This is a genomic window from Blautia faecis (assembly GCF_027662325.1).
In the GTDB taxonomy this organism is placed as follows: domain Bacteria; phylum Bacillota; class Clostridia; order Lachnospirales; family Lachnospiraceae; genus Blautia_A; species Blautia_A faecis.
On record NZ_JAQDKY010000055.1, the window covers coordinates 1 to 20,091 of the forward strand.

General features: G+C 39.9%; 22 protein-coding genes and 1 pseudogene. 3 read left to right on the forward strand and 20 right to left on the reverse strand.

Annotation, left to right across the window (positions count from 1 at the left end; translation table 11 throughout):
- Positions 1-296 precede the first annotated feature (296 nt).
- Positions 297-668 (reverse strand): hypothetical protein, encoded by a 372-nt coding sequence (locus PGQ38_RS17590; RefSeq protein ID WP_204452127.1) that lies wholly within the window; start codon positions 666-668, stop codon positions 297-299.
- 334 nt (positions 669-1,002) lie between these two features.
- Between PGQ38_RS17590 and PGQ38_RS17595 the strand changes: the two genes are divergently transcribed.
- Positions 1,003-1,530, forward strand: a complete 528-nt coding sequence (locus tag PGQ38_RS17595; protein ID WP_204452129.1) for a hypothetical protein — start codon at positions 1,003-1,005, stop codon at positions 1,528-1,530.
- Positions 1,531-1,535: 5 nt separating this feature from the next.
- On the forward strand, positions 1,536-1,715 hold the full coding sequence (locus tag PGQ38_RS17600; RefSeq protein WP_204452131.1) for a hypothetical protein: 180 nt from the start codon (positions 1,536-1,538) through the stop codon (positions 1,713-1,715).
- Between the two features lie 176 nt (positions 1,716-1,891).
- Here the strand turns inward: PGQ38_RS17600 and PGQ38_RS17605 are convergent, their stop codons facing one another.
- The 10 genes and pseudogenes from PGQ38_RS17605 to PGQ38_RS17650 form a co-directional block, all read right to left on the reverse strand.
- Positions 1,892-3,055 carry an abortive infection system toxin AbiGii family protein gene (locus PGQ38_RS17605; protein WP_204452133.1) on the reverse strand — a complete coding sequence of 388 codons (1,164 nt, stop codon included), beginning with the start codon at positions 3,053-3,055 and terminating at the stop codon, positions 1,892-1,894.
- Positions 3,052-3,861 carry an abortive infection system antitoxin AbiGi family protein gene (locus tag PGQ38_RS17610; RefSeq protein WP_204452135.1) on the reverse strand — a complete coding sequence of 270 codons (810 nt, stop codon included), beginning with the start codon at positions 3,859-3,861 and terminating at the stop codon, positions 3,052-3,054. The genes PGQ38_RS17605 and PGQ38_RS17610 overlap by 4 nt, the downstream gene beginning before the upstream one ends.
- A gap of 401 nt (positions 3,862-4,262) precedes the next feature.
- A pseudogene (locus PGQ38_RS17615) lies at positions 4,263-4,463 on the reverse strand (DUF188 domain-containing protein); the annotation flags it as partial.
- Between the two features lie 163 nt (positions 4,464-4,626).
- Positions 4,627-5,472, reverse strand: a complete 846-nt coding sequence (locus tag PGQ38_RS17620) for a carbohydrate ABC transporter permease (protein ID WP_195478316.1) — start codon at positions 5,470-5,472, stop codon at positions 4,627-4,629.
- Positions 5,473-5,484: 12 nt separating this feature from the next.
- Complete coding sequence (locus PGQ38_RS17625; protein WP_270432888.1) at positions 5,485-6,369, reverse strand: carbohydrate ABC transporter permease; 885 nt, start codon at positions 6,367-6,369, stop codon at positions 5,485-5,487.
- A gap of 34 nt (positions 6,370-6,403) precedes the next feature.
- The gene (locus PGQ38_RS17630) at positions 6,404-7,654 is read right to left on the reverse strand and encodes an extracellular solute-binding protein (RefSeq protein WP_204452138.1); all 1,251 of its coding nucleotides are present in this window, start codon (positions 7,652-7,654) and stop codon (positions 6,404-6,406) included.
- Positions 7,638-8,825, reverse strand: a complete 1,188-nt coding sequence (locus PGQ38_RS17635; protein ID WP_270432891.1) for a glycoside hydrolase family 13 protein — start codon at positions 8,823-8,825, stop codon at positions 7,638-7,640. The genes PGQ38_RS17630 and PGQ38_RS17635 overlap by 17 nt, the downstream gene beginning before the upstream one ends.
- On the reverse strand, positions 8,750-9,445 hold the full coding sequence (locus PGQ38_RS17640) for an alpha amylase N-terminal ig-like domain-containing protein (protein WP_270432895.1): 696 nt from the start codon (positions 9,443-9,445) through the stop codon (positions 8,750-8,752). The genes PGQ38_RS17635 and PGQ38_RS17640 overlap by 76 nt, the downstream gene beginning before the upstream one ends.
- Positions 9,446-9,486: 41 nt before the next feature.
- Positions 9,487-10,482, reverse strand: coding sequence for a LacI family DNA-binding transcriptional regulator (locus PGQ38_RS17645; protein WP_204452142.1), 996 nt, complete (start codon positions 10,480-10,482; stop codon positions 9,487-9,489).
- A gap of 728 nt (positions 10,483-11,210) precedes the next feature.
- Positions 11,211-11,402, reverse strand: a complete 192-nt coding sequence (locus tag PGQ38_RS17650; RefSeq protein WP_204452144.1) for a hypothetical protein — start codon at positions 11,400-11,402, stop codon at positions 11,211-11,213.
- A gap of 139 nt (positions 11,403-11,541) precedes the next feature.
- Between PGQ38_RS17650 and PGQ38_RS17655 the strand changes: the two genes are divergently transcribed.
- Positions 11,542-11,733: a helix-turn-helix domain-containing protein gene (locus tag PGQ38_RS17655; RefSeq protein ID WP_204452145.1), complete on the forward strand. Its 192-nt coding sequence runs from the start codon at positions 11,542-11,544 to the stop codon at positions 11,731-11,733.
- Positions 11,734-11,787: 54 nt separating this feature from the next.
- Here the strand turns inward: PGQ38_RS17655 and PGQ38_RS17660 are convergent, their stop codons facing one another.
- The 9 genes from PGQ38_RS17660 to PGQ38_RS17700 form a co-directional block, all read right to left on the reverse strand.
- Positions 11,788-13,050, reverse strand: coding sequence for a hypothetical protein (locus tag PGQ38_RS17660; protein WP_270432898.1), 1,263 nt, complete (start codon positions 13,048-13,050; stop codon positions 11,788-11,790).
- Positions 13,051-13,103: 53 nt separating this feature from the next.
- Entirely contained in the window at positions 13,104-14,513 is a 1,410-nt protein-coding gene (locus tag PGQ38_RS17665) for a hypothetical protein (protein ID WP_204452149.1), read from the reverse strand.
- Between the two features lie 25 nt (positions 14,514-14,538).
- Positions 14,539-15,873, reverse strand: a complete 1,335-nt coding sequence (locus tag PGQ38_RS17670; RefSeq protein WP_270432902.1) for a M4 family metallopeptidase — start codon at positions 15,871-15,873, stop codon at positions 14,539-14,541.
- 41 nt (positions 15,874-15,914) lie between these two features.
- Positions 15,915-16,304, reverse strand: coding sequence for a hypothetical protein (locus PGQ38_RS17675; RefSeq protein ID WP_270432905.1), 390 nt, complete (start codon positions 16,302-16,304; stop codon positions 15,915-15,917).
- Positions 16,292-17,317 (reverse strand): hypothetical protein, encoded by a 1,026-nt coding sequence (locus tag PGQ38_RS17680; RefSeq protein WP_204452153.1) that lies wholly within the window; start codon positions 17,315-17,317, stop codon positions 16,292-16,294. Before PGQ38_RS17680 ends, PGQ38_RS17675 begins: the two co-directional genes overlap by 13 nt.
- Positions 17,318-17,344: 27 nt before the next feature.
- Positions 17,345-19,075: a hypothetical protein gene (locus PGQ38_RS17685; protein WP_204452155.1), complete on the reverse strand. Its 1,731-nt coding sequence runs from the start codon at positions 19,073-19,075 to the stop codon at positions 17,345-17,347.
- A complete protein-coding gene (locus PGQ38_RS17690) occupies positions 19,072-19,524 on the reverse strand; it encodes a hypothetical protein (RefSeq protein WP_204452157.1) in 453 nt (150 codons plus the stop codon). The genes PGQ38_RS17685 and PGQ38_RS17690 overlap by 4 nt, the downstream gene beginning before the upstream one ends.
- A 117-nt stretch (positions 19,525-19,641) precedes the next feature.
- A complete protein-coding gene (locus tag PGQ38_RS20220; RefSeq protein WP_334286178.1) occupies positions 19,642-19,734 on the reverse strand; it encodes a methyltransferase domain-containing protein in 93 nt (30 codons plus the stop codon).
- Positions 19,731-19,949, reverse strand: coding sequence for a hypothetical protein (locus tag PGQ38_RS17700; protein WP_204452341.1), 219 nt, complete (start codon positions 19,947-19,949; stop codon positions 19,731-19,733). Before PGQ38_RS17700 ends, PGQ38_RS20220 begins: the two co-directional genes overlap by 4 nt.
- Between the last annotated feature and the right edge of the window lie 142 nt (positions 19,950-20,091).

Genomic DNA, 20,091 nt, shown 5'->3' on the forward strand with positions numbered 1-20,091 from the left:
TCACATTCATATTTTTTCATAGTCATTTTCCCTTTTCAATGTCGATTTATTTTTGTTACCAAGTTCCTAGCAATTTTTCTAACACTTTGTTTCTTGTATATCTGTATTATACATGATAATTATTCTTTTGTCAATAATAGTAATTATTATTATTTTTGCACTTAGCATAAACTGATATTTGAATTGCACATTTACATATTGTATATATTATGGGAATAGTTGAATAAAAAAATGAACTCTATTCATTAAAGACAGAGTTGCTGGAAATTATTTCTCTCCAACAACTTTCTTCGTCTTTAAGTCCTTGAAACACAATACTGTCCAATCAGATTCATCCAATTGTTATATTTATTCTTTTCACACACCTTTCGGCAAATTTCATTTTCCATCAATACACAGAACATCTTATCATAATCAAATGCCCAAACAGCACCATTCACATGGTTTTCCACTGCTTTCTGATCTATGTTCTTTAAACGTGTGACCATTTTTTCAATTTCTCCATTTCTCAAGTTACCGATATTTTTGCAGATAAACCGAAAGAAATTCAACGTTGCATATTCGTCATGCCAATGGAACTCTTCTGGATTGTTTTTAATTTTACTGACTCGCTGCTGTTCTTTGATTATCTGATCAGCTACACCTTTCATCGAATCTTCGTATCTCATATTACTCACCTACTCTTCCTCAACGCCCAGTGACAGTTTAAATCTTTTATCCTTTGCCTGCGGTACCACGATCTCATGATTTTAATGGGAAGCAATTACTTACTACAACTTGCAGAAGCGGATATCCAAAAGGCATTGTGGGAGCTGCCTTTGCTGACCGAAATCCATCTTCTTATGTAAAACCTGCAGGAATATAAAGGGAAAGTGACTATCCCTGCCGATTAATAATCCAAATAATATCGTCTATACCTACAAGATTTTGATTATGCGATGCAACGATCTTCCTTCCAATCAAGGTGGTGGTGGAAAACGGACCCAAAAACCAGGCTTTAATTTGAATACCAATATCTCAACAATGGAAATGGAAAAAATTGATGCAGAATACCTGGAGGCACAATTTAGGATCATAACAATGGAAGACGTGGAAGATTCCGATGACTATGATGAATTAAAGTCTGCTGCCATTAAGGAAATCAAAAAGAATCTCGGTATGTTAACTGAAATACAGCAAAGATACGCAAAAATAGTATTATCAGATATTGAGAATGGAATTCTGATTGTCAAAAAAGGAAAAAAATTCATGGATTACATCCAGGAATATATGGAACGGATCCAACGTGAAAAGATCAAGAATTATGCAGACCAGGTTGGACTCAACCCAGATAGACTTTTTGACCTATATAGAGAATATACTTCTGGTGAAGTTGACCCATTAAAGTTCGAAAGGTTAAAACAATCTGTTGATATTGAACGCTTGAAGAAATATTACAATTGTGTAGAATTCAAAGCCAGAATCCGTTTTCATGTAGAATTGAAAAAATATATTGAAGAACGCAAAGCTGACTACGAAGAGAAAGGATGATTCAAATGCCTAGACCCAAAAAAGATAACTATCCATTGTCGCTGAGAATAGAAAAAAATGTATACGATCGATTAACTCAATATTGCGAGGATTCTGGTCAGACTAAAACCCTGGCTATTGAGCGGGCTTTGATGGTGTATATAGATGAGTATTATAGGCAGCAGGAGAAGCTGGAACATATATAAGAATAATTGAAAAAAATAAAGATCGGTAAGTGGATTGTCTAAAGTTTTGCAATTATTTGTTTAATTACACTATTTAACTGCTGGATTGTCAGTCAAAGTAAGGAAGCCTACCTCGATTGACAATCTGACAGTTAAGAAATAGCAACCAAGTGGGAAAGCAGGAAACTGTTAGACGATTAGCTTGCACGAGTCGTCATATATTTTCGGTATAATCGCCATTTACTACCGATTGGATCAGAAACATATACCTCACCAGAATTTTTATTATCATTATCCCATACTATGTTGGTTATTACCATATTTATTAATTTGGTATCACTATACAAATCAAATTTTGCGCCAAGTAATGTTGCATGGATAGGACCTTCTATGAATTCATAATTGACGTTTTCTTTTTCAATGGAATCTTCTAATTTGGGATCTTTTATTTTAATTTCTCCAATATGAAAGTGGTCAAATGGGTGTTCCCAACCAATTGACTTATTATCTATTAGACAAGTTTTCAATTGGGCAAAAAATATTACATCTTCCATTGGCATTTCAGCACTAGGAATAAATGATACACCAAGGATATCTTCTAATTTTTGGGCAGTTGACCAGAATTCTTCAGCATTTTTTAATTGTTCAGCGTCAAGTTTATTTTGGCTAACAAGTGGATTGATTAGTGTTTTTCCATTAATTTTGATTGTTCCATTTGAAAGACCATTTATAAAATGAATAGTTGATAATGCATCAGAAACTGTATTAGCTTTTTGAGGGGTGATTGAAAATGTTGCTTTGGCTTCCTTTTTATTGGTCTCCGTTAAAATAATTCGTATCTGTATAGATGGCCAATCAATATTAGCATATACTTCCTCGTCAAAGTTTGGATGCGGCTGTCTTCTAATGCTAATTGTCAATATATCTCCTTCAATAGTTTCAAATACTATTTTTTGAGCTGGAGGAAATGGCTGTGGGGACATAAATCCATTCTTTATTTCGTCTATTTCTTTAAATGGATTTCCAAATGTTTTTTCGATGGGCATTTGGTTTTCGTTATCTCCTATTTTTGCATTTTTTATGGGAGCACATAATTGCATTCGATATAAATATTCTGCCCATTTTTCTTTAGGTATGCCTTTTAAATTATCTTCTATAAATTGGGAATCGAGATCTACTTTCAACAATATTGTTTCGGGTGTATTATCAGGTCTTGGACCAGCAACATAGTCTCCATTTTCATTGCGATAGTACATAAATGTAGAAGGAAGTTCTTTAGATAATATGTCTAAAACTTCTTGTGGAATATCGCTTCCTTTGTCAGGCGTTTCCTCAAATGTATCATAAAAGTCAGCTATCATGTCAGATCCTCCGAAAATCTACTACTAATTTCAATCTTTGAAATTAACAAATATTTTATAGATTCTTCTAATTTCAATTCTTTTATTACATCAATAATTTGATTTAATGCAGGCTCATCTGGTACAATTATGTATTTTACATCTCTCCATTCGAATTTAATCCAGGTTTCTGGATGTCTAACAAGAACATCAGAATACGCATTTTTGCCCTTTTCACTTATTTGGTCTTCTTTTATTAAAAGTGGAATTGATTTTGGAAAATTTGTGGTAGGGATATAACGCCATTCACATTCATCTTGAAAAATATAAGGTTTAATATCGCCACCTATTTTTTCAGGGCTTGAAATTGGTTTCATATACATTAGTGTGCTTAGAAGATAATTTAGTAAAATCTTATCCTCATCGTGTACTCGTTTATCAGATCTAAAATAATGTGTAAAAGCTTCTTTAAAGTCATCAGAAAGAGGTGATTGAGGATTCATATAATGAATTGGCTGTACTTTGAATTTATTAATGATTTGTTGTTTGTCTAAAGCAATTCCGTATCTTCCGTATAAAGTCATATGATTTCCAACTTTAGAGAACGGAATATCACAAAAGCAAGTCATTGGAAAAGCAATTCTTTTTAGTCCTTCGATATTCCAGTAGTCTAATGGTTCAATCACATAACGAGGGATAATTGCTTGATTTTTTAGAATTATTTCTAAAAATTCTGGCTTTTTCATATAGTTGCAAAGAACATTTGCACTATTATGCCAATAAAGTTTTGGGGCTATCTCTGGAGTTCCAGTTAAACTAAATTCCATAAATTGAATTCCTTTTTTATTATATTCTGTGAATTAAAATAATTTCTACTATAAAAGTAAAATTCTTTGATTAATGTTAAATACAGTGTTGGTTATTTAAGGCGATTACTATAACGCTCAACTATAGAGTTTTTGATCATGTTATCGCTGTTCTAATTAATTTTCATCAATACTTTTCTTATTTATTTCAGTGCATATAATTTTTATCACTGCATTGCCAAAGATCCTTATAATTTATATTCTTTATAAAGTTCCTTATGGTATTTTTCATCCGTTTCTGACATTAGAGTAATATTTGTATAACAATCATACAACAGAGCAAAAATTTCGTCAAACGTTTCTTCTGTTTAAACAATAATAAAAAGAACTAAAAAATATAAAAGATAATACCTTATGGGGGGCATATGACGTTCCATAAGCATATGGTCGCTATTTTCATTTGTATACCATTTGCCGGATTGATGAATAACGTAAACACCTTTGCCGAGAGCCATTGCAGCTGCCTTATAATCTTGTGATACGATAATATCACCTTTCTGACAGATGCTAATTAGCTTGTAGTCCACAGCATTTGTTTCTGCTACGATTACAATGACCTTATTTTAACATGATGATTCAATATTCTTTATGGGTGAGTCCAGTATATCATAGATTAACTTGATAAAATATTCCTTACCATTAAGAATCTCTTTTATGGAGAATAAAAAATCGAGCAGAAAGCCAGCTGTTAATCGCTTTCTACCCGATTCTTCTATGCTTACTTATTTAACCTTTTACACTTCCTGCCGTTAATCCTTCAATAAAGAATCTCTGACAGGAAATAAAAACTACAAGTATTGGAATTAAGCTCAGTACAGAGAGTGCAAAAACATATCCCCACTGTGTAAACTGATGCTGTCCGAAAAATCCGGAAATAGCGATGGGCAATGTTCTTTTCAGATCGTCATTAATGACTGTATTGGCCCACGGAAATTCTTCCCATGCAGTAAGGAAATTAAAAATAGATACAGAAGCAATTCCTGGTTTCGTTAATGGAAGAATGATTCGGAAAAAAACAGTAAATACACTTCCACCATCTATATAGGTTGCTTCATCCAACTCCCTGGGAATGTTCTCTACAAACCCTTTTATCATGAAAGTAGAATAGGGAATAACCCATGCAACATAAAACGGAATCAACCCGCTTAATTTATTGATCACCTTTAGTTTGACCGCTAACTCATACTGGGGAACAATCAAAGTAGTCCCAGGTATGATCATGGTCAGCATGATAAACGTGAATAAAAACTTACGTCCCGGAAATTTAAACCTCGCAATACAGAATGCCATTGCTGCCGCAACAATCGCTGCTATTGCTACCGTCACAGTGGAAACAAAAATACTATTGATAAAATTGTTTCCGAACTTCTTTTGGTGCAGAATATACTGGAAATTTTCCAAGGTAATTTCTTTTATTTTTGGAAAAAATCTGGGAGGATATTCATATAATGCACCATTTGGCTTCAATGCAGTACTCAGCATATAGATCATTGGAAGAACAACAATGATAAGACCGAGAGTGAGGATTATGTATGTGATTCCTTTATAAACAGCTTTTTTGGAAATCTTCAAGTTCCCCACCCCCTAATCCAGTTTACTGTGATCCATCATCCGGAATTGAACAACTGCCAATATTCCTAATACCACCGCAATAATAAAGGAAAGTGCTGCGGAATAACAAAATTCACCTGTACTAAATGCCTTATAATACATCCAGGTCAGCACACTTTCTGTTTTATGTCCTGGATTTCCATCTGTGATCATTTTAATCGATGTAAACACATTAAATCCACCAATGGTGAGCATTACCAGTGCAAACAGGATCGTTCCTTTTATGGAAGGAATTGTTACATAGATAAATTTGGCAATGGTTCCGGCACCATCTAATGATGCAGACTCATATAAGTCCCTTGGAACAGTCTGTAAAGCAGCTAAAAAGACTACCATATTCCAGCCGATTCCCTTCCAGGTTCCCAAAAGCATTGCAACGCTCATGCCGCCCCACCGACTGTCCAGCCAATGGATGTTTCCACTGGTCAGATGTATTACTTTGGTAAGAAAATAGTTCAGCAATCCTTCCGTGTTAAAAACATACTTGAACACTAAGGATGCAATTACCCATGAAGTAATAACGGGAAGGTAATATGCTACTCGATAACTAATGGAAAATTTATTAATATTGTTTATGAGCATTGCGATCAGAAGTCCAAGTATCATTTGTGCTGGTACTGTTACCAATGTATACACAATGGAATTCGAAAATGCCAGATGAAAATATGGATCCGTTAAAACCTCTTTATAATTGGCAAATCCGATGAATTCCTGATCAAACATAGAGCCAAAATCCCATTTGAAAAAGCTTGTGATTAATAATTTTACGATTGGATAAATGGTAAAGAATCCAAAAATCAAAATACCTGGAAGGAGAAGAAATCCAATCTGGATATTTTGGCTTTTCTTTGTTTTCATACAATCCCTCCCGTTAACTTAAGAATCTGTTCTATTATTCTTCTGCTAATAAAGCGTCTACTTTTTCTGCCAGTTCATCCATGGCGTCCTGTGCGCTCTTTTCATCATTCATAACAGCGCTTACAGCAGTTGCCAGTTCGCTGTCGATTTCAGACCAGCAGGATACGGTAGGTCTGGATTCTGCGGATTTAATAGCCTCGATAAATGGTGCAAAATCAGCATTTTTTACGGTATCGCTTTCGAGAGTAGCTTTATTTACCGGAATCTGGCTGCATTTTGCCATTTCTTCCTGCGCAAACTCACCAGTCATAAATTTCATGAATTTCCATGCAGCATCTTTGTTTGCCGTATTAAACATGGAAATATCCTCGCCGCCAAGAACAGAATGGGAACCGCCCTCGCCTTCTGGCATTGGAGCTGTTGCGTATTCAAAATCTGGATATGAGCCTTCCATTTCAGAGATTTTCCACGGACCATCCATGATCATGGCATATCTTCCAGTTCCAAAACCATCCGTCATTGGGATATCTCCACTATTCCATCCAGTGATCGCACCTTCTTTATACAGATCCGCAAGTGTCTGGATTGCATTTACGGTTTCAGCGCTGTTTAAGTATCCGGTAGCCTTGGTCTGATCCTCATTGGTTATGGAACCACCCATGCTCCAGATAAACGGACATAAATTCCATCCTGCTAATGCTGGTTCATCATAGCCCCAGATCTGCTGGCCATTTTCATTTTCGCCCGCCAGCTTCTTGCAGTCCTCTATAAATTCATCCATAGTAGTCGGCGCAGAAAGTCCGGCATCTTTGAAGGCCTTTACATTGTAAAACAGTATTTTCGTATTTGTATTTAACGCAAGTCCGTAAGTATCCTGTCCAATCTGAGCGGTACTCATCGCACTTTCCAGAAGACCGTCCGCTACCTCCTGATAATCACCCATCTCCTGGTTCAGAGGTACTAAAATTCCCATTTTTTCAAATTCAGGTACCCAGGCACTGTCGAGTCGTGCTACATCTGGAAGGGTTTCGGATTTGGCACTTATCAGGATTTTTTCATGAAGGTCTGACCATTCATGGGAAACTGCATTTACCTTAATGTCAGGATTTTCTTTTTCAAACTCAGGGATCAAAACATCATTCAATGTCTCATTTTCGGCAGACTGTTCGCTGTAATGATGCCAGAAATTGATGGTAACCTCTTCTGCATAACAGGGTGCTGCACCTAATGCTGTTACACACATTGCTGCTGATAAAATGGTAAATAACTTACTGCTTTTTCTCATTTTTCATTCCTCCTGTTTTTAAAATGATGCCTTCAAATGCTCTCAATGATAACTTTAAAGTTCCCTGGCAGGAAATCATGTCTTCATTAAAATATCCTGCGTTTACCAGCTTTTCTGCCTGATAACTTTTTCCTGTCAATAAATCTTTGTACTCTGCAATCTTAAGAACGGGAAGCCGCACTTCAGTTGCTTCTTCTGCCACATTAATGAGTACATAAATTTGTTGGTTGTCTGACTGGCATAAATACCCGTATGTCATCTTTTCACATACAAGTGGTACAATGTTTCCTGTTCTTAAACATGGATTCTTTTTTCGGATACGGATTATTTTTTTGTAAAAAGATAATACATCTGCATTCTGTTTTGCGGGGTTCCATTCCATGCATCTTCTGCAATCGGGATCATTGTCACCATTTAAGCCAATTTCATCACCGTAATAGATGCTTGGAGCCCCTGGGAAACACATCTGGAACAAAGCGGCCAGTTTCAAACGGCGAATATCACCGCTGCAATTCCATAAAAATCGTTCCGTATCATGACTGTCCAACGGCTGGAAAAGCGCCTGCCTGATTTCTTCCGGATAATGGGAACGCATCTGGCAAATTCTGTGGTTAAACATTTTTGCATCAATGCTGCCCCTGGCAAGAAAATCCCTCACACTATCCCGGAATACATAATTCATGATACTGTCTACGGATTTTTCATCCAGCAAGGAAAATCCGTCTCCCCATGTTTCTCCCAAAAGGAGACAATCCGGATACGCTGACTTAATCCGATATCTGATTCTTGTCCACAAAGAGGGATCGATTTCATCTGCGACATCTAAGCGCCATCCATCAATATGATACTCGTTCAGCCAGAAGACCATCACATTGTAAATATAGGCCTGTACTTCCGGATTTGCCGTATTCAGTTTTGGCATATATCCATAGTCCCCGACACACTCATAAACTGCATCTGTTTCCGATACTTCTACAGGAAATTTTCTGATATAAAACCAGTCACAATACCAGGATAATTCCTGTTTTTCAAGTATGTCCTGAAAGGGAGCGAAATGTATGCCACAGTGATTGAATACCCCATCAAGAACGATTTTTATCCCATATTTATGACAGGTTTCAACCAGTTCCTGAAATGTTTCCTTTGTTCCGAAAGAAGGATCAATCTCCAAATAATCCGTTGTAGCATATTTGTGATTAAAACCCCTTTGAATATGGGATTCAGATACAGGCATTCCACTCCAAGAGAATTCAGGTATTCCAGATTTTTCAGAATTCCGGAGAGATCGCCTCCCATATAATTCTCTCTGTTAGGGGATGTTCCCCATTCCTGACAGCCAGAAGGATCATTAGAAGAATCCCCATTAGCAAAGCGTTCCGGGAAAATCTGATAATAAATAACTCCTTTTGCCCATTCAGGAACTTTTAAAACATTAGTTTCATTCGCATAGAGGAATTCATAAAATCCATCTTCTGGTTCGTTTTCACTGGTTTCCCATGCATTCTGGAAATAAATCTTTCCTGCGGTGTCAGTTAATCTAAAGTAATATTTCAAATACCTTAACGTATCTTCTGTAATCACTTCTGCTGTAAAATGATCTCTCACACCATCTCTAGTAACACGCTGCATAAGGTAACTGCTGATCTTCTCTGGTGAAGTTCTTGAAAAAATCAGCAATTCGCAGGTTCTAATATCGCCTGCAGCGGCATGTATCGTCACCACCAATTTCTTTCTGCTGGCAAGATACACATCCGGATAGCCTGCGTGATGTTGTACTGCCGGTATATTCATTTTTTCTCCAATTCTGCATTGGTTTTGATATCCTCACTCTATTATACCTTTCGAGTAGACAACCTAGGAATCAACTCAGTTGAAATTAGGTTCTCTCTTTGTATAAAGTTTTGATCTTTTATCTTATTTATCAAAACCTCTGCTGCCATTTCCCCAAGCTTGTAAGTATCGATATCCACTACAGTGAGCGGCGGATCCATATATTCTGCAAAGGGATAATTATCAAAAGTTACAACTCCAATTTCTGTGGGTACCTGCTTTCCAAGTTTTTTCAATGCCTGCAGAACCTGAAAGGCAATTATATTGTTGGAGCATAAAAATGCATCTACATGTTTATGTTCTGTTGACTCTATAATTTTTCTTTCCAATTCTTCTTCATTCTTTTCCTTAAAAATAATACAGGTATTTTTTCCCTCCAGAGCTTTCTCATAACCCTGGATCCTTCGTTTGGTAAACATGGCTTCCAGATCATCTGCAACATAAGCAATTTTTCGATAACCGCATTTAAGTAAATGCTCGACTGCTTTTACGCCTCCCTGAAGATTATCCATATCTACCCAGTTCATGGTTCCATTTTTCTCTGATGTTTCTCCCATTACCACCCATGGAATGTTTTCATTTCTCAGGGCTGATAAAATATTCTGGTTCAAGTCTGACGCAGTCAAAATTAATCCATCAACTCTGTGTCCAAAAATGAGCTCGCATGCAGGAGAACTTTTTTCTTCCACATCATTTGTGATCAGAAGACTGTATCCATTTCTCTGTGCTACTTTTTCCATTGCATAAACACTTCGCGTGAAAAAGGTATTGGCAAATGCATTTTCATTATCTGCATCTACCACTAGCCCGATCGTAAGGGACTTTCCTTTCGCAAGGTTTCGTGCAAGGCTGTTTGGATGATAATTAAGCTCTTTCATTGCTTTATAAACTTTATTTTTCATCTCATCTGAAATTGGTGCAGTTCCATTGATCACTCTTGATACAGTAGATTGAGAAACTCCCACTTTTTTTGCGATATCATTTAACGTTGCCCCCATATACATCCTCCCTGATATAAGATTTTTTTCTGATTTTTATAGGATTCTTTACATTATCCGTGTTGTTGGTGTCATTATTATAACCTTATATCAGATATTATGCAAGCGGTTGCATTCCATGGTAAAAAAATAATTTTCTTGTGAAAACCTCCTTCCATTCACGCATTATGCAAGCGGTTGCATAATGCGATTTAATATATGCGCTTCCTTTATGAAAGCGCTTGCATCAACTATGCTTTAGTAATACCACTTATTATTAGAAATGTCAATTAAATTTTAAAAGGAATTGATATTTTGTATATTACATACAAAAATTTGTTTTGATTTTTATAACATTATCGTTTTAATATATAGTATTTCGGCCTTATATGCTTAGCTGATTCAGCTGGTTTGATTGCTTTTTCAACTGCAGATTTTAATTTCGATTTTATATTTTTTAACATCGTTATATCTGCAATGTTTCCTTCAACAGTAAAATCAATGGCTCTTTTATTCTAATTGTCTCCCTTTATCCCAGCATAATGTGCAAAGCCGATATCCTGATATTCATAATGACAACGTTGAAATGCTTGAACACATGCAGTTTCATTTTGTCCAAGTTGTTGCAGAAATTGCATAATCTCTTGAGTTTCCATTTATAAAAGGCAAGCCTAAAAAAGACCTGCCTTTTTATATTTTATTATTTTTTACAGTGCATATAATTTCTACCGATGTACTTCTTAATATGCTTATAATTTATATTCTTTATAAAGCTCCTCACGATACTCTTCATCCTCAGAGGCCTTCTTTGCATCCGAATAACGTTTGTTCTTCAGAAGAATATTCATAAGTGTTCCTAAACGGTTTTCACCCTTTTTTTCGCCTCTTTTTTCGCCTTTTTTTATACCATTTTCTTCGGCATAGGAAATCATACTTAACATATCAGCCACCTCCTTTTGTCGGACCGGTTTATCAGAGTCCGGAATATATGATAATACTTTTTCCTGATTACCAGAAAACAATCCATATAAAAAATCAACGAGTCCTTTTTGATCTTGATTTTCTCCGCCAAGTCTTACGATGATTATTTCTATAAGGTCTGCTTCGGCAGTATTAAAATACCGTATTGAGAGAAGCCTGGAGGATCTTTGTAAGGGAAAAACCATCAGCGCAGCTGCTGAAAAAGCCGGATTTTCCGATTCCAATTATTATTTCAAGGTTTTTGCCAAGGTAAAGGGCTGCAGTCCCAGGGAATATCGGAAACGCCAGTAACCCAATGGACTGCCTGAAAAAGCATTTCCGCCATCTGGCCTTTGCTTTGTGTCATCAGATAAAACTTAAGGAAGTCAGAATGTGGCAAATCATATCTGTGTTGGAAGCATATCCGGCTCCGGTCACGCAGAACAGATACTGCTTGTTGGTTGGATGGAAAAACATAATCGCACTGTAGTCACTTTCTTCAACCCGGTAGGAAATACATGGAATTCCATTGATGGAGACAAGATCATCCACCTGATAACCGCCCTTAGTAAGGTCTGCTGCTAGCTCCTCAAGGGACTGCGCACCGTCACTGTAGGCCCATACCACAGAAATTCCAGGCGGGTTCTGGACTCCGGAGGTGTCACCTGCTGCGAAGAGCACTCCCTGTTTGGTCTGCTCATCAGATAGCTCATACACATCCCAGTCATTTGGCAGATACAGCTTAAACCCATCCTCAAAAGAAACCCAGGTTCCGGCGAAGCTGACATTTTCCTGAGAAAATGTGATACTTCCCATTTGAGAGCTGTCTGTATTTCCCGTATCTGTCTGTCCATCTTCCACGCTTGAGGAAACACCGCCTATATTTCCCACTGTACCGCCAAAAGACTGGTCGTTTCCTGCTCCTCCCTGCCCTAATACATCACTTACAGTGCTTTCAATATCTTCTATAGGGTCTGAGGCAGCTGCATCTGAGGTTACAGAACGGGTGCCATCTACATGCTTTGTGTAGTCACTGTCTCCACCAGCAAGATAGGCAAAGCTTCCTGCTGTTTCCTCCAACGTACTTCCCACATAATAAGATAGCTCTGGTATCTCCTTTGCACCAAACATATAGGTGTTTCCATTTTCAGCAAAAAACAGTCTTGTGTCCTGCACCACGTAGCCACCTACATTATAGGAATATACAATACCAGAAAATTCTCTGTCATTTAAGGTTATCATGCTTTCCTGGGAAGTTACCTGTAAGTCTGAATACTCCTGTGCCATATACTGTGTAAACTGATTTGTGAAATCCTCTGCAGTAATGTTATAGTAGCCTACGATCACATAGGGGATCGTGCCCGATTCCTGGGTGTAAACATACACAAAGCCGTCTGTCTGCTCTATAGAGATATAGCTGCCAGGTACAATGGAAATTCCCAGGTCATCCAAAGCGACTGCCTCTGGTGAAGCAGTGATTCCTGCAGCCGGAGCTGCGATCTGGTTATTTTCGCTTCCAAGCTCTCCGAAATTTAATTCTGCCTGCACTGAAGTGCCGTTGCAAAAAAGCATTCCGGCAGTAAGAAGGGCTGATACTAAAATTGGGGGGATTCGTCTTTTTCCTTTCATAGGCTAACCTTCCTTTCGCATTTATTTTCCGTACAAGCCTTTATTTACAAGCTCTAATTAGGGTACAGCTGGGTAGAGCCAGCTGGCTGATCAAAGCTGCTGCCGCTTACATAAACATTCCCGTCAGTTCCCTCATATACATAATCGTAAGAATTGGGAACCTTTACATGGTCACCGTTAGATAAGGTGTAGTCATTCTGACCCAGGATATAATCAGAAAACTGATCTGCCATATAAGAGGAATCTGAACCCATAGAAGAACTCATGCTGCTTTGACAATCGCCGGTGATTGCTGACATGCTGCCACCGTTTTGCTGAAGCCTTTCCTGGGTAAGCTGGTACTGTACCTTGCCAAGCGCATCTATAAACTGATCACTGACAGTTGTGTTGGTTACAAACTGCTCATATATTTCCTTATTGGCTTCATATTCTTCCTCCGGGGTGAGCATGAAGAATGTAGCCGGTGAATCCCAGGCAATGCAGCTTGATTTAAAGGAGCCGCCCACGTACGCAAATTCGCCTGTCTGGGTAAGCTGAGTTGCCTCAACAAGGCTTATTACATACAGCTTAAAAGGATAGCCGTTAAGGCTTACGCTATAGGTTCGCTTGGCTACACCACAGTAAGCACCATCTACATTGTAGGTAATTCCTGTATTCAGCTGGGAAAGCATCTGGCAGGTTTCCTGATAATTCGTATTCGCCTTCTGGTCCAGTATTGCCTGTTCCTCCTGGGAAATTTCATCCTGCCCGGCTATCTGGAGCTGCTGCCCCGGAAGGATGGCCTTTGCCATATAATCACAGTAAGTATCCGCTGTCATAAACTGAAGCATAGGCATCATGGTCGTGCTGTCAAAGGAGCCATCCTGGTGCCAGCTATAGTCTGTGCCGTTTTGGGAATATTCCAGTATCTGCTCATAGCCAACGGGAGAATAATATCCCATGATTGTATTCTGATCCGGACTCATTGCAGTAAGATAAACCTGGGCTGCATAGTTAAGGCTCTGCCATTGTCCGCACCAAATGGTTTCTCCGCTTACTGTGTAGTCGGATGGTGCATAGCCCCTTGCCACCTTAAGTCCGGTAGAGGGATCTGTAATTTCCGTACACTTATATACCCTCTGCTCTCCTTTATTTTTGGTTGCCTGTGAGCTTTGTGTATTTGTGCCATCTGTAACAGAAGGGATATTTCCGGAAAATCCGTTTAATCCGTTTAATCCTTTTCCCTTTTCAAGGCCGGAAAACTTTTCTCCAAGAGAAGGGGAGGCGTCTCCGATATCAGTACCGATTTTCCCGGCCGCTTCTGAATTTCCCATGTCAAAGGTTCCATACTGTCCGTATTGGGAGCTCTCATCAGCTGCCCATACAGGATACGGATTTCTGCAGATACCACTGCCCTCCCAAAGCAGCACTGTCATAGCAATCAGGCTTCCCTTAAAAATTGCATTTGCTTTTTTTCTATCCATAGCCATCCCTCACTTTTTTCTGATTTTAATATCCCGCTTGCCTGCATACCTCGTCAATTTTATTTTGCCAGCCTTCTCCCATTCCATGAATCTGTGCGGAAAATTTCAGAGCCTCCCGTACCTCCTGGTAGCCGGATTTTGGAGTCATCAGCCGCAGCATTCCCATCCACAGCCCAAAGGCCTGATCCTTTGACATTCCCTGGGCGCAAAGCTGATACCCCACATATCCGATCAGGGAACAGTTAATATGTACACCACCATAATCATTATCTATACTCGGCGAATCTGTTTCCGGGTAATAATATCTGTCATAGAGAGCGGCTGGCTGGCCGTACTGCCAGGGATCACTTAAGCACCGCACCGGCATTCCGCTGTTTTCTCCCATGAACCATGCAGAATCTGAAGTTTCTCCAAGCAGCATTTCACAAAGGTTTCCGCACACATCACTGATTCCCTCATTCACGGCACCGTATGCATTCTCATACAGGTTTCCCCCTGTAATATAAGCGGTGATGCCGTGGGTAAATTCATGAGCTGCCACATCTACGCACTCACCGAAGTGATTGGCTGCACTTGCGGAAAACACCACCCAGCCTTCACACATTCCAAGATAAACGGCATTGTTTATCGGCTGCTTCTGGAAGTCGCAGTAATCTGTGAGAATCAGAAGCGGGCTTCCAAAGCCATCCACAGACTCCAGACCGTAACTTTTATAAAAATCATAAACCTTTATGTAGTTTTCATAGGCCATCAGGTAATGCTCCGGCCAGCAGGTATTATCATCAGAGGTCCAGGGCACGAACTGATTCTGGAAATTATAGGAATAATAGTCAGCCAGAAAAATATGTCTATTTACATCTGCCAGATAATAGGTTCCGCTTGCATCATTTCTGGCAACAGGAACCGTGATGGTTTTCTTAGTTCCATCATGGAGCGTAACCTCACCTGTATAGGTATCTGCGGACAGTCCCTCAAAATAGGACAAAGCCATTTCCATCTGCACATTGTCCCCAGGCACAGCCTCCTCAGGAGAGCTTACAGCCATATAAGTCAGGTAGCTGCCTTCATATCCCACCAGATGCTCCAGATAGCCTTTTCCGCCATTATCAGCTGCCCCTGCAGGTGGTGTAGTAAAAACAGCCCATGCGTGATACGCAATTCCATGTATTGTCACAGAGGTTTTTCTGGTATATTTTGTATAAAGCTGTACTTTATTTCCCGGATACCGGTTTCGTACAATCTGTTCTGCTTCCTTAGCTGTAATAGAGTTTTCTTCCTCCGGGGCCATTCCCACATTTGGGGTAAAGGAGCTTACAAGTCCTGCTGTATAGCCCTGTGGATCCAGAATGATTTTCAGCACTGCATTTTCCAGAGTCAGATCGCCGTAACGCTGCTTATAGGTCAGGTAGGTGTAGTGTATTCATCCTGCTCTCCATATACTGCAAAAAATTCCGATCCCCAGGAAAGCCCAAGAAGCTCTGCAATCCCCATTAGGGATTCCACTCCTTTTTCCGTGTCTGTTACCTTATCCTCGTAAAATTTGCCTCTCGAAAAGGTCACATACCCTTCATCGTTATACAGAAAATCCGCATTTCCCTGATTCATCCGAAGGATATCCTCTTCCTTAAGCTGTGGTACATTGTTGTGATTTTCCCCTGTGGCAGCCTGATTCTGCCTTTCCCAGGCCTCCAACAAGGATTCCTCTGCCCTGACTTCTGTTGGCTTCAGGCTTATGCAGGCTGCCAGAAGCGTCAGCATAAGCTTCGGCAGCGCCCTCTTTAGCCTACCCATCTCACAGAATGCAAAATAGACTGCACTCCATCATTGTTTTCCATATCCTCTCCAGAGAAATAAAGGACATCCATTACAGAATCACCTTGATCCATAAATACAATTCCGTAAGCGTCCTCATAGGAAAAGAAGGTACATGGAATATCATGAATTACCTCTGTTTTTTCTATGGTATAGCCCTGCTGCTTTAACGCTTCTTCGGCAACCTCCAGCATGGAGTCAAAATTACCTTCAGCAAGCTCCGCTTCAATCTCCTCCTGGGTGTAGCCCTCTGTAAGATCCATAGCCATTACGATCAACACTGCATCCTGGTCAACACATTTTGCAGCATAGTAAGCACCCTCTGCCTTATCTTCCTCATCCAGCTCTACCTCTTCCCAGTCTGGCAGAAGACAGATTTCAAATTCATCCATTATCTGCACCCAGCTGCCTGTGTACTCTTCCGTATTCGGCACAGCTACCGGTGCCGTAGTCGGTATTGCCGCTGGCTCAGCAGCCGATACTGTGTTGTTGTCGCCTTCGCTTAGCATATAGGCATGCTGCTTTACAAAATCAATTTCCGTATTCATCTGCTGAAATTCTGCTGCAATTGCCGAATCATCTGTATATGCCTGGAAGTCTGTTGGGAAAATCATAAAATAGTTCATTACAGACTGATCACTAAAGCCAATATAGGTAAAGTCCGGAAGCTCTTGAAAATCGTGATTGACAGTACAGGATAAGGTAAACAGCTTTCCACCCTCCTGCCCATATTTTTCCTGCCATTTCTCATGGCTTGCCTTGTGATAAAAGGTGGCAGAATTATCGGTTGTCTCGATCTGGATTTTTCCCTGCCAGTCAGCCGGAAGCGTAACTGCAACCTCTTCAAAATAATAGATCAGGGAGCCATCTGACAGCACATTGTCCGTGTATGCCATCAGATTCTGGGAGCTGTCTGCGCCATAAGCAGTACATGACAGAAGCATTGTACCCATACATATGGCAGCAATTATTTTTCTCAATGATTTTTTCATTTCCAAACGCCTCCTTCATTTTTTAGTTTATGAATCACGGATTGGGAGTATCATATTTTCCAGTGCATATCGAAGCTTTGGATGGTGGATCACAAAGTGGATGGAGGGTGTTTTGTTTTTGGAAACCATACACCATTTTTCCATCCTGCAGGTAATCTGAATATTGTGAAAGCCTTTGACCTTTATAAGGGAAAACTGATAATTTTTGTGGACATCTGCGTATGCCATGGCTGCCTCTACGCAGGTTCTGTATTCCTGGTAGGTAAGCAGAATATCCTTCTCAAGAAAGCACTCTGCCACAGGAAGCACTGCCGGGTATTTCTCATATTCTGCCTTGGTAACCTGGGACAGCTCATCAATAACCTGGCTGTGAGTCAGTATGCTCTCTATTCGCCTTTGTTCCCTTGCATGTGCCTTAAGGATTCCAGCGCATTCCTGCCTGCTGATTCCATTTTCTGCAAGAATCTGCTTCAAAACCTCCTGCGGGATGACAAACAGCGGCGGCGCCGCCAGAATCCGTCTGCGCTGCCCTTCTTCGTGGCTATCCTTTTCCAGAAAATCAAAAAGTGCGGCACGCTTTTCTTCTCTGTAGATTTCCATAAGAGGATGAGCCTTTTTCAGAAGATATTTCGTGTTTTTTCTGCAGATCTCCACCTCCTCCTTGCGGCTGGTAAGATAATAATGAGCCGTATCATGATGTCCGCTAATACAGTCCCCTGTCATAGCCGCCTGCCCGGAGGTATAATGCAGATGGGAATATACCTTGTTCTGAATCCCTTTCAGATAATAGGGGGAAATCTGTCCGGTCATGTAAAGGGGAATCCAGTTCTCCAGCCCCAGCATCATATCCTTCATAGGACGCTCCACATCATGGATAATGTGAATATGAAGACCTTTTTTCAGCACCATGGCAAGACCGAACATATATTTCTTGGCAAATTCCTGATCCTGTGCCATGTCCTCCACCGGCATATCACAACACAGATGCAGAGGCTCCATGGATTTAGATAATACTGTGTGCTTCAGAAAATCCAGCTCTCCCTCCCGCATTTCCTTCAGTCCATAGTATTGTCTGGAAACCGGAAGCTGGAAAGGAACCTTAGGTACTTTAAAGCTGTCAAAATGAATTGCTCGTATGTAATCATCCAGGTTAAATTCGTCCATTTTCTGCAAAAAGCCGGATATGTAATCCATTGTCTCAAATTTTCCCGAGCAAAGCCAATTCCGCAAAAGGATAAAGGAATTCTCCGGATGCATCAGTGTCTCATTGTCACAGCCTGTCAGTGCCACGATTTTGTTTAGCTCCTCCTGGCCGGAGAAATTCCTTACAATATATCCGCATACATTTTCTGCGAACCCCCAGACATCTGATGGTGTTCTTTTTCCTGTTCGGATTTTGGAAATATAGGACGGATCATAGTGCAGGGCAGATGCCATTTTGGATACATTGATTTCCAGTTCCCGAAGAAGTATATCAAACTTTTGATAATAAAAGATTTCTGATTTTTCTTCCTGCTTCAAGGCTGCCAAAAGGACCTCTAAAACACTTTCCTGATCCTTTTTCTTTCCTTTTTGCTCTGCAGTCAGGGCAATTCCTGCTGCAAGCTTTTTCAGATAATCACTGTCTGCCCCGGGAAGACGTTCACCCTTTCGGTATCGGCTGAGAATGGTTTCGGAAATACCGCTGTTTTGGGCAAGCTCCCTGCCGCTGCAGGAAAGTTCTTCTATATATAAATTCAACTGTTCCTGAAATGTCACCTTAAACCTGCCTCCTCCCAGAAAAGCTCTGCATTCTCCAAGTCATAAAGCTCTGTTTTGCCCTCGTTCCTCCATTCCAGGCTTCTGCCGTTCAATTGGAAGGACACTGTTGTATTATCCGGAAAGAAAAAGGAAATGGCATTATATTGATCCGTTACAAAAATGTCTGTCCTGTCTCCAACCCGGATCTGAAGAAAGGCATTTACAGCTGTCTTGATTTCATCCGGGGAAGTAAATTTCGTCACCGTTAACAGTCCTTCCGTGTCCTTTTTGAATTCTATTTCGGAGGGCAGCACCTTTTGCATATCCTTCATCTGGCTGCTGCCAGGCACCTCATAAAGGTAAGCTCCGGTGAGAGTGCCTTTTTCTTCTGGTAAGCCTTGAGAAGTTTTGCTTCCTGTCGTAATGCAGCACATAACCGCAAAAATAAAAAAAATGATCCGAGCCATTCTGGTGCCCTCCTTTCTTTGTACCACTGGTTATTTTCAGTATACACGAAAAACTGACCATATAAAGCAAATTGCCACATTTGTCTATGACAAACATGGCAATTAATTAATTCATCATCATAATATCAGTGTCAAGATTCCATTTGGGCGAAGACATCTTTTCACACTGTCAAAAAATGCCTGTGGATCCGGATAATGATGGAAGCTCATAGAACAAATACTGCTGTATTTGCTTCAAGGCCAGCTCTTGGCACAGCTTCTCTGCTCTCATTTTTCTCTGCCACCTGCTGTTCTCGTCTCTCCTTCACACCTTTTTCTTCCAGACTGCAAAAACTCTGCAAATACGGCAGTACATGATTCTGCATATCATTCATATTTCCAATCGGTTCCCAGTCAATGCCTGTAAGGTCAAAATCACCGGGCAAAAGAAAATATCAGATATCCTTTTCACAATTTCACCAATCACATTTATTACGGTCTTTGTTACAAGCACGAATCAAGTCAGGTACAATACCGAAACGTCTTATCTGTTAAAATCCTTGCAAAGATTAGTCCAAGCGGAAGCGA